Raw genomic sequence first — 8394 nt, forward strand, 5'->3', positions numbered from 1 at the left:
CGGTAAACCAGCTTGCGACGTGCTAATGGTTCGGTTTGTTAAACCGCCCATAAGGGACTTGCACCCTCTAGAAAAATAACACTCCATAATTTTGATTCTTAATCCGAAATTTGTATTTTCGAATTTTTCTTCGACACTACAGAGTGTGTCCTGCGGATGCAGGGCACACTCTGGCCGTTTGGCAAAAGACTCCCAAGGGGTCGTCCTTCGCCAAGCGTCCTACCGTTGGGGGCAATTATACAAACCCTCATAAACACGACAATGAAAATATTAAAGAAATTATTTAAATACATTATGTTACCAATAGTTACATTAGGAACTGTTTTTTATTTCGTTTTTTCGGGATTCTCAGGAACAGAAATTACAGAAAATCGTTCCGTGAAAGGGGAAAATCAAACAATCGTATTTCTTAATGCTGAAAATGCTGGAAATTATTTACTAAAAAGTGATTTTTATAATCGTTGGAATAGCTATTTTGACGCTTCAATAAGAATGGAAAAAGACTTATCAAGTCAATCTGAAGAAATGAATAAGAAAGAATACGCAACATTTTTAAAAGAACAATGTTTAAATTGAGGCGAAAATGATATTACGAAAATGACGGAATTACTTATCCACTCTCAAAATAAGATAAGAAAAATTAGTCCCAATATATTGCGAGATACAGTTTATATTGTCAAAACTACGGGAAAAGAAGAGTTTAACGCTTATTATACAAATCAAGAAGCTATAGTAATCCCCAAAAAGGAGCTTAAGTTTTTAACCTTTGAAAAACGCAAGAAAGACGTTGAAGAAACATTAATTCACGAATATTTACATATTTATACTCGTTACAATATAAAAAAACGAGAAGAATTATATTCACTAATTGGTTTTAATAAAATTAGTCCATTTTTAATACCACCTGAAATTGAAAAAATCAGAATTACAAATCCCGATAATTACGAGTTAGATTATGTGATAAAATTGCCTAACGAAAAAAATGTGATGACAAATTATGCAATGCTTTTGACTAGTAAGTATCCAAAATATGACGGAACAAAAGGATTCATCGGTGCTTTTTCTACCTTATTTGGTTATTTAGACGAACAAATTTATTCAGTAAATGAAAAAGGAGAGGTATCAAATAACAAAGTAGAAATACCTAAATCTGTATATGAAAAAACAGGTAAAATAAGCAGTTATAATTATGGACCAGACGAAATAATTGCAGAAGCCTTCAAAGCAATGGTTACAACCGATTGGGAGAATAACAAAAAATATTCAAAAAGAGACAAGGAAATTCTAACTCAAATTAAAGAAGTGATAAAATAACTGCCACCAATCGAGTAGACGGCTCCGCTAGAAACTAACGGACTGCGCCTCTCCATTTAGCGAAGCGACATCTTGATATTCCAATAAAAATAAACACCTATTTCAAACACCACCGACCCTTCGGCTTAGCTCAGGACTGACCAATCGGGTCATCCCGATAAAAATCGGAACAGGCTGTATTCGGGATTCTCACGTTAGTGTAAGGATTCACTAGTGTCCAAAAACCAAAAAAGCCCCAAACGGGGCTTTTTCAATTTATAAAATTAAGCTTATTTACTCAAATACATCTTCCTTCTCGAGTACAATTCGTAAAATTGGTCGTCTTTCAAATCGTCAATAAACAAGATACTTTCTCCTGTCGATTTCATTTCTGGTCCTAAGGCTTTATTCACTCCTTGAAACTTGCTGAAAGAGAAAACAGGTTGCTTGATGGCATATCCTTTCAACTGAGGATTGAATGTAAAATCAGTTACTTTATTTACGCCCAACATTACTTTCGTAGCATAATTTACATACGGCTCGTTGTAGGCTTTCGCAATAAACGGCACTGTTCGTGAAGCTCTAGGATTGGCTTCGATGATGTAAACAATATCGTCTTTTATCGCAAATTGGATGTTGATTAATCCAACCGTTTCCAATGCCAAAGCAATTTTCTTAGTATGCTCCTTGATTTGCGTCATTACAAATTCACCCAAGTTGAACGGAGGCAAAGTCGCATTACTATCACCCGAATGCACTCCACAAGGTTCGATATGCTCCATTATTCCGATGATGTACACATTTTCACCATCGCAAATTGCATCAGCTTCGGCTTCGATGGCACCATCAAGGTAATGATCTAAAAGCAATTTATTACCCGGAATTTGTTTTAGCAAATTGATAACGTGCTCTTCCAATTCTTTTTTATTGATCACAATTTTCATTCCTTGACCTCCCAAAACATAAGAAGGACGAATCAATAACGGAAAGTCTAAAGTGTCAGCCAAAGCAGAAGCTTCGTCAGCCGTTTCAGCAATTCCAAATTGAGGAAAAGGAATTTTAAGTTCAGTCAAAAGATCAGAGAAACGCCCTCTATCTTCGGCTAAATCCAAAGCATCAAAGCTAGTTCCAATGATTTTGATTCCGTATTTGGCTAATTTTTCAGCAATTTTCAAAGCGGTTTGTCCACCCAATTGCACGATAACACCTTCTGGTTTTTCGTGTTGAATAATATCGTAGATATGTTCCCAAAATACAGGTTCAAAATACAGTTTGTTGGCCGTATCAAAATCTGTCGAAACCGTTTCTGGATTACAATTGATCATAATAGTTTCGTACCCACATTCTTTGGCAGCCAAAACGCCGTGAACGCAAGAATAATCAAATTCGATTCCTTGACCAATTCTATTCGGACCAGAACCCAAAACAATTACTTTTTTCTTATCGGTTACAATACTTTCGTTGTGAACGTATCGTTCTCCATTGGCTGTTTCAATTTCGGCCTCGAAAGTTGAATAGTAATAAGGTGTTTTTGCGGTAAACTCAGCCGCACAAGTATCTACCAATTTGAACACACGGTTGATGTTCATTTCCATACGCAAATTGTGGATTTGGCTTTCCATACAACCCAACATATGTGCTATTTGTCTGTCGGCAAAACCTTTTTGTTTCGCTTCTAAAAGCAATTCTCTCGGCAAAGTTTCCAATTTGAAACCAGAAATTTCTTTTTCTAAAGTATAAAGTTCTTCGTATTGTTTCAAGAACCACATATCAATTTTGGTGATTTCGTGAATGCGGCTCAACGGAATTCCCAAGGCGATTGCATCATAAATCACAAAAACACGATCCCAACTAGCGTGCGTCAATTTATCGATAATTTGCTCGTAATTGGTATATCCTTTTCCGTCAGCACCCAGACCATTTCTTTTAATTTCTAATGATTGCGTTGCTTTGTGCAAGGCTTCTTGAAACGAACGTCCAATTCCCATAACCTCACCTACTGACTTCATTTGAAGACCCAAAGTTCTATCGGCCCCTTCAAATTTATCGAAGTTCCAACGTGGTATTTTTACAATTACGTAATCTAAAGTCGGTTCGAAAAGAGCCGAAGTTGATTTGGTAATTTGATTTTGCAATTCATCTAAGTTGTAACCCAAAGCCAATTTCGAAGCAATTTTTGCAATTGGATACCCCGTTGCTTTTGATGCCAAAGCCGAGGAGCGAGACACACGCGGATTGATTTCAATTGCAACAATATCTTCTTTTTCGTCAGGAGAAACAGCGAATTGTACATTACAACCACCCGCAAAATTCCCGATACTACGCATCATCAAAATGGCGTAATCTCTCATCCTTTGAAAAGTGGTATCCGACAAAGTCATCGCTGGAGCCACAGTGATTGAGTCACCTGTGTGAATCCCCATTGGATCCATATTTTCGATAGAACAGATAATAACAACATTATCGTTTTTGTCTCTCAACAATTCCAATTCGTATTCTTTCCAACCCATCAAAGCCTTATCAATAAGTACTTCGTGAATAGGCGATGCCTCTAAACCTCTTGTCAAAAGCTCGTCAAAATCTTCTTTTTTGTAAACAATAGCCGCCCCTGTTCCTCCTAAAGTAAATGAAGGACGGATTACCAATGGAAAACCAAATTCTTGCGCAATTTCTTTACCTCGAAGGTAAGAAGTACAAATCTCTGCAGGTGCAGAAGGCACATTGATTTTCTTCAATAATTGTTTGAATTGCTCGCGGTCTTCAGTAATATTGATGGCATTCACATCGACACCAATCATTTTTACTCCGAAATCTTGCCAAATCCCTTTTTCGTCCGCTTCCAGACACAAGTTCAACGCGGTTTGACCTCCCATTGTAGGTAGAACTGCATCGATTTGTGGATGTGCTTTTAGGATTTCAATAATCGATTTGGTAGTCAATGGTTTCAAATAAATATGATCTGCCATTGAAGGGTCAGTCATAATTGTTGCTGGATTCGAATTGATCAATATCACTTCTATTCCTTCTTCGCGAATAGAACGAGCTGACTGGGAACCTGCATAATCAAATTCGCAAGCTTGACCAATTACAATTGGACCTGAACCTATAATTAAAATCGATTTTATTGAAGCGTCTTTTGGCATAGTGTAGTTGTTTGTTGTTTATTAAGTTTTCAAAGTTCTTGATTTTTTAGTTAATTCTGTAACATTAAACCAAGAACCCAATTATTTTTTTAACGAATAGGTATAAAAAAAGGCGATACTAAAAAAAGTAACGCCTTTATGATGTTTATAGAAACATTATTTTTTATGTCTTGGTTCGCAAGAAACAGTCAATTTATGTCTTCCCTTAGCTCTACGACGAGCTAGCACTTTTCTTCCATTTGCAGATTCCATTCTGTCCATAAATCCGTGCTTATTTCTTCTTTTTCTTTTCGATGGTTGAAACGTTCTTTTGCTCATTGCTTTGTATCTTTAAAAAATGTATTTATGTATCTTCGATGGTTTTGAATTCCGTTATTCTAAAACCGAGTGCAAATATACAAAGACTTTTATTTCTGGCAAGTAGTTTTATAATTTTTTTTTTAATTCCTTTTGCTATCTTTGCTGATATAAATTTACACACTATGTTTCACAAGAATATCAAACTTATTATCGCTGGCCTTCTGGTAGTTGCAGCGGTTTGGCAATTTACAGAATCTAATATTGGTAATGGCATTTTCCTTATACTAATGACTGCTTTTCCTGTTTTTCTTTATTTCAAAAACGAATTCATCCTTTTGGCGTTCCTAAAATTAAGAAAACAAGATTTCGACGGCGCCAAAAAATGGTTGGCTTATATCAAAAATCCAGAAGGTGCATTGGTTAGAAAGCAACAAGGTTATTTCAATTATTTGCACGGAATTATGCTTTCTCAAACTAATATCAATCAGTCTGAAAAATATTTTAAGAAAGCAATCGAACTCGGATTGTCGATGGATATGGATTTGGCCGTAGCCAAATTGAATCTTGCTGGAATTGCAATGTCAAGAAGAAGAAAATTGGAAGCTACCAATTTATTGAATGAAGCTAAAAAATTAGACAAACAAAATATGCTTACCGATCAGATTAAAATGATGAAAGAGCAAATGAAGAAAATATAAATCACAGCCAGAGCTATCAATTAAGCCACGAATTACACGAATTTCCACTAATTCAGTTTGTGAAAATTCGTGTAATTCGTGGCTAATTTTTTAATTTCAAAATGATTTTCGGCAAATTTTCGTTCAGCCATTTGTACTTTGTAAGAATCATAACATGAGTCCCTCCTTTGACAACCATACAATTTTGAATATTTTTTATCGGAAAAACATCATCTTCATCACCGTGAATGTGAATAACCCCTTCATCCGCAACAGTTCTCTCCCATAGAATAACCTGCTCCACGGCCCAATCTAAATAATGTTTGTCTCGAACTCGTAGAAATTTTTCATACAGTTTGAGGCGCTGATTTATTTTACTTCCAAAAGAAAACGCCGACAAACTCTCGATATTGGCAAATAAATTAGTTGGAATCAGTTTATAGGCTTTAGTTGCTTTGGCGACTTTCATTCTTTTTGGAAATTCCAAATTTGTTTTCACGCTCGAAATAATAATTACTTTTCTAGCATCGATAAACTGCGCCATCTCCTGAACTAAAATTCCACCAAAAGATACTCCAACCAAAACTGGGTTTGGATGCGTAACCTTTAGCGCGATTCGCTTAGCGTATTGAGACAAGGTTTCATTATCCAAAGGGATTTCCCATTCCAATAGAATAGTTTCAAAAATAGCCTCCGACAGACTAATTTTTTCAAAAATAGCCGAACTCGCTGCCAGCCCTGGCATAAAATATACTGGAATTTTGCTCATAATTGCATTTTAACTGAAAACTAAATTTTGTATAAAATTAATTTTTTTACTCGAACCAAAACCGATTTCAACCTGATTTTAGCAATAAATTTAAACATCCAATTCTTTAGTCCAATGTTTTGATTTTGCCTTGAACACATTCAAGCATTATGCGTATTGCCTGACAAAGAAATCCTTAGATCAAGATACAATCGAAAATCGTTTGAAATTGAAAATCAAATTATTACCTTTGCAAAAGTTTTTTCTACAAAAAATAAACAATTGATTTTACCCCTAAAAATCAATTCTAAATCAAAAATACCTTTGGCACTAGAGCCAAATAATTAAATATAATAGTATGGAAACCGCAGCGCTTATCGAAATTAAAGACAATACTTTTGCTAGACAATTTGAAACCATAACTGAACAAGGCTTGGTTACAGTAGAATATTCATTTCAAGAAAAAAAAATATTCTTAACAAAAATTAATGTACCAGATTCCTTTGAGGACGAAGTCTTTATTTCAAATTTACTAAAAGAAATTATGGCAATTGCTATTGAACGAAAACTTAAAGTCGTTCCTATACTCCCGAAAATTGTAGTATTCTTCAAAAAGAATCCTATTTATAAAGAATTGCTTCCTCCCGGAATTAGGATATAAAAAAGAGGCTGTTTCTAACAAAACAGCCTCTTTTTTTTTCACGTAACATTAAGAAATTATCTTCTTCCGCCGCCGCCGCGCATTCCTCCTCCGCCGCCGCGACCACCACCGCTAAAACCACCGCTACTTCGGCCGCCGCTGTAACTACTACCTCCTCCGCTACTACGATTACTACTTCCGCTATTGAAAGAATTATTAGAAGTAGAAGGGCGGGAATAATTGGATGCACCAGACGATTGACGATTTGAATTGCTAGTGGAAGGACTTGTCGACCTTGCCGAAGGTCTCGATGCTGATGAATTGCCAGCAGAAGGACGTGTCGCCGCCGAATTCCCAGCCGATGGACGAGTCGATGCATTGTTCCCCGCTGATGGACGTGTCGATGCGTTATTACCTCTGTTCATATTGTTACCTGCAGAAGCTCTGTTGCCATAACTTCCGTTCGCTTTATTATTGGCAACGGTATTCGACCTATTTCTAGAATTATTATTATAGTTGTTATAATGATTTACATTGTTCACATTAATATTGACCGATCCATGATAACCACCATAATAGCCTCCGTGGCAATAGAAATTATTCGACCAAAAAACAGCACGTGCGATTGGAACAAATGGATGATAATAGGGTGGATAATATCCATAATAATAAGGAGGATAATAAGGCACATAAGCAGGTGAATAAACATACTGAACGATTGGAGCTGATTGAACAACCACCGTAGTTGTTGTAGATTGTGCTGGTAAGTTCATCACTTCAGTGCTACCTCCTGTATATCCTGGGTTTGCAGTTCCTCCTGCGCTAGATCCTTTTGGTTCGACGACATAATCTTTGCCATACAAATCTTCATCGCCTACAATTTGCATAGCAACTTTTCCGCTTTTATCCTTTGAAACAAAAATTACGGCAACATCTTGATTTTCTGTTTTACTAACGGCGACTTGCAGAATAAAACTAAAAGAATCACCATCTTTATTAGTTACCACTTTGATAAAATCAACTTTTTTATCTTTATCTAAATCAAGATTGTTGAGTTTTGATTTTTCTTCATTTATTGATTTTTCAAAAGCTTCAATGGTTTTTGATTTTTGAAAAACCTCCATCACTGCATATAAATCCAAATCATCCCCGGGCAAACCTAAGGATACCGGCTCATCTTTGCTTTGTGCAAAAACGGGAAAACTAAATAAACTGGCAAGTACTATTCCAATTGCTATTATACTATTTTTCATCTTTTTAATATTTTAATTATATTGTTGAGTATTCAAACTACGGATGCTAAATTACATATATTTACTTTTTTTTCACATAATATTACTATAAATATCATTTACACCTGTTCAAAAGCAAACACTTTCGAAAAAGACTCTGATTCAATACTTCAATTCAAATTTTCGACTTGTTTAAAAAAAAAATTAATAATTCAAATTATTAGATTTAATTAGATTAATAGGTATAGGCGTTTAGGCCGCCCAAAAACGAAAATAGTATTACCTTTGTCAAATGAGTACAAGGGAGAAATTTATAGGTGTGAATTCAATAACATTTAACAAGCGATTTAAGGAAGATGCA

General features: G+C 35.5%; 8 protein-coding genes. 4 read left to right on the forward strand and 4 right to left on the reverse strand.

Annotation, left to right across the window (positions count from 1 at the left end; all coding sequences use genetic code 11):
• Window positions 1-261: 261 nt before the first annotated feature.
• Both ACIQ1E_RS12825 and ACIQ1E_RS12830 read left to right on the forward strand, forming a co-directional pair.
• Window positions 262-576, forward strand: coding sequence for a hypothetical protein (locus ACIQ1E_RS12825; protein ID WP_396171704.1), 315 nt, complete (start codon window positions 262-264; stop codon window positions 574-576).
• A 21-nt stretch (window positions 577-597) separates the two neighbouring features.
• Window positions 598-1314 (forward strand): hypothetical protein, encoded by a 717-nt coding sequence (locus ACIQ1E_RS12830; protein WP_396171705.1) that lies wholly within the window; start codon window positions 598-600, stop codon window positions 1312-1314.
• A gap of 269 nt (window positions 1315-1583) precedes the next feature.
• Here ACIQ1E_RS12830 and carB read toward each other — a convergent pair whose 3' ends face one another.
• A complete protein-coding gene (carB, locus tag ACIQ1E_RS12835; RefSeq protein ID WP_396171706.1) occupies window positions 1584-4436 on the reverse strand; it encodes a carbamoyl-phosphate synthase large subunit in 2853 nt (950 codons plus the stop codon).
• A gap of 156 nt (window positions 4437-4592) precedes the next feature.
• The gene (rpmH, locus tag ACIQ1E_RS12840) at window positions 4593-4754 is read right to left on the reverse strand and encodes a 50S ribosomal protein L34 (RefSeq protein ID WP_022828464.1); all 162 of its coding nucleotides are present in this window, start codon (window positions 4752-4754) and stop codon (window positions 4593-4595) included.
• Window positions 4755-4918: 164 nt separating this feature from the next.
• Here rpmH and ACIQ1E_RS12845 point away from each other — a divergent pair, with 164 nt between their 5' ends.
• Window positions 4919-5434 carry a DUF2892 domain-containing protein gene (locus tag ACIQ1E_RS12845; protein ID WP_396171707.1) on the forward strand — a complete coding sequence of 172 codons (516 nt, stop codon included), beginning with the start codon at window positions 4919-4921 and terminating at the stop codon, window positions 5432-5434.
• Window positions 5435-5516: 82 nt separating this feature from the next.
• Here ACIQ1E_RS12845 and ACIQ1E_RS12850 read toward each other — a convergent pair whose 3' ends face one another.
• Entirely contained in the window at window positions 5517-6182 is a 666-nt protein-coding gene (locus ACIQ1E_RS12850; RefSeq protein WP_396171708.1) for an alpha/beta hydrolase, read from the reverse strand.
• Window positions 6183-6537: 355 nt separating this feature from the next.
• Here ACIQ1E_RS12850 and ACIQ1E_RS12855 point away from each other — a divergent pair, with 355 nt between their 5' ends.
• Window positions 6538-6822, forward strand: a complete 285-nt coding sequence (locus ACIQ1E_RS12855; protein WP_396171710.1) for a GNAT family N-acetyltransferase — start codon at window positions 6538-6540, stop codon at window positions 6820-6822.
• 56 nt (window positions 6823-6878) lie between these two features.
• On the opposite strand, the gene ACIQ1E_RS12860 is transcribed toward ACIQ1E_RS12855, so the two are convergent.
• On the reverse strand, window positions 6879-8054 hold the full coding sequence (locus ACIQ1E_RS12860) for a hypothetical protein (protein WP_396171709.1): 1176 nt from the start codon (window positions 8052-8054) through the stop codon (window positions 6879-6881).
• Between the last annotated feature and the right edge of the window lie 340 nt (window positions 8055-8394).

Source organism: Flavobacterium sp. (genome assembly GCF_044348915.1).
In the GTDB taxonomy this organism is placed as follows: Bacteria; Bacteroidota; Bacteroidia; order Flavobacteriales; family Flavobacteriaceae; genus Flavobacterium.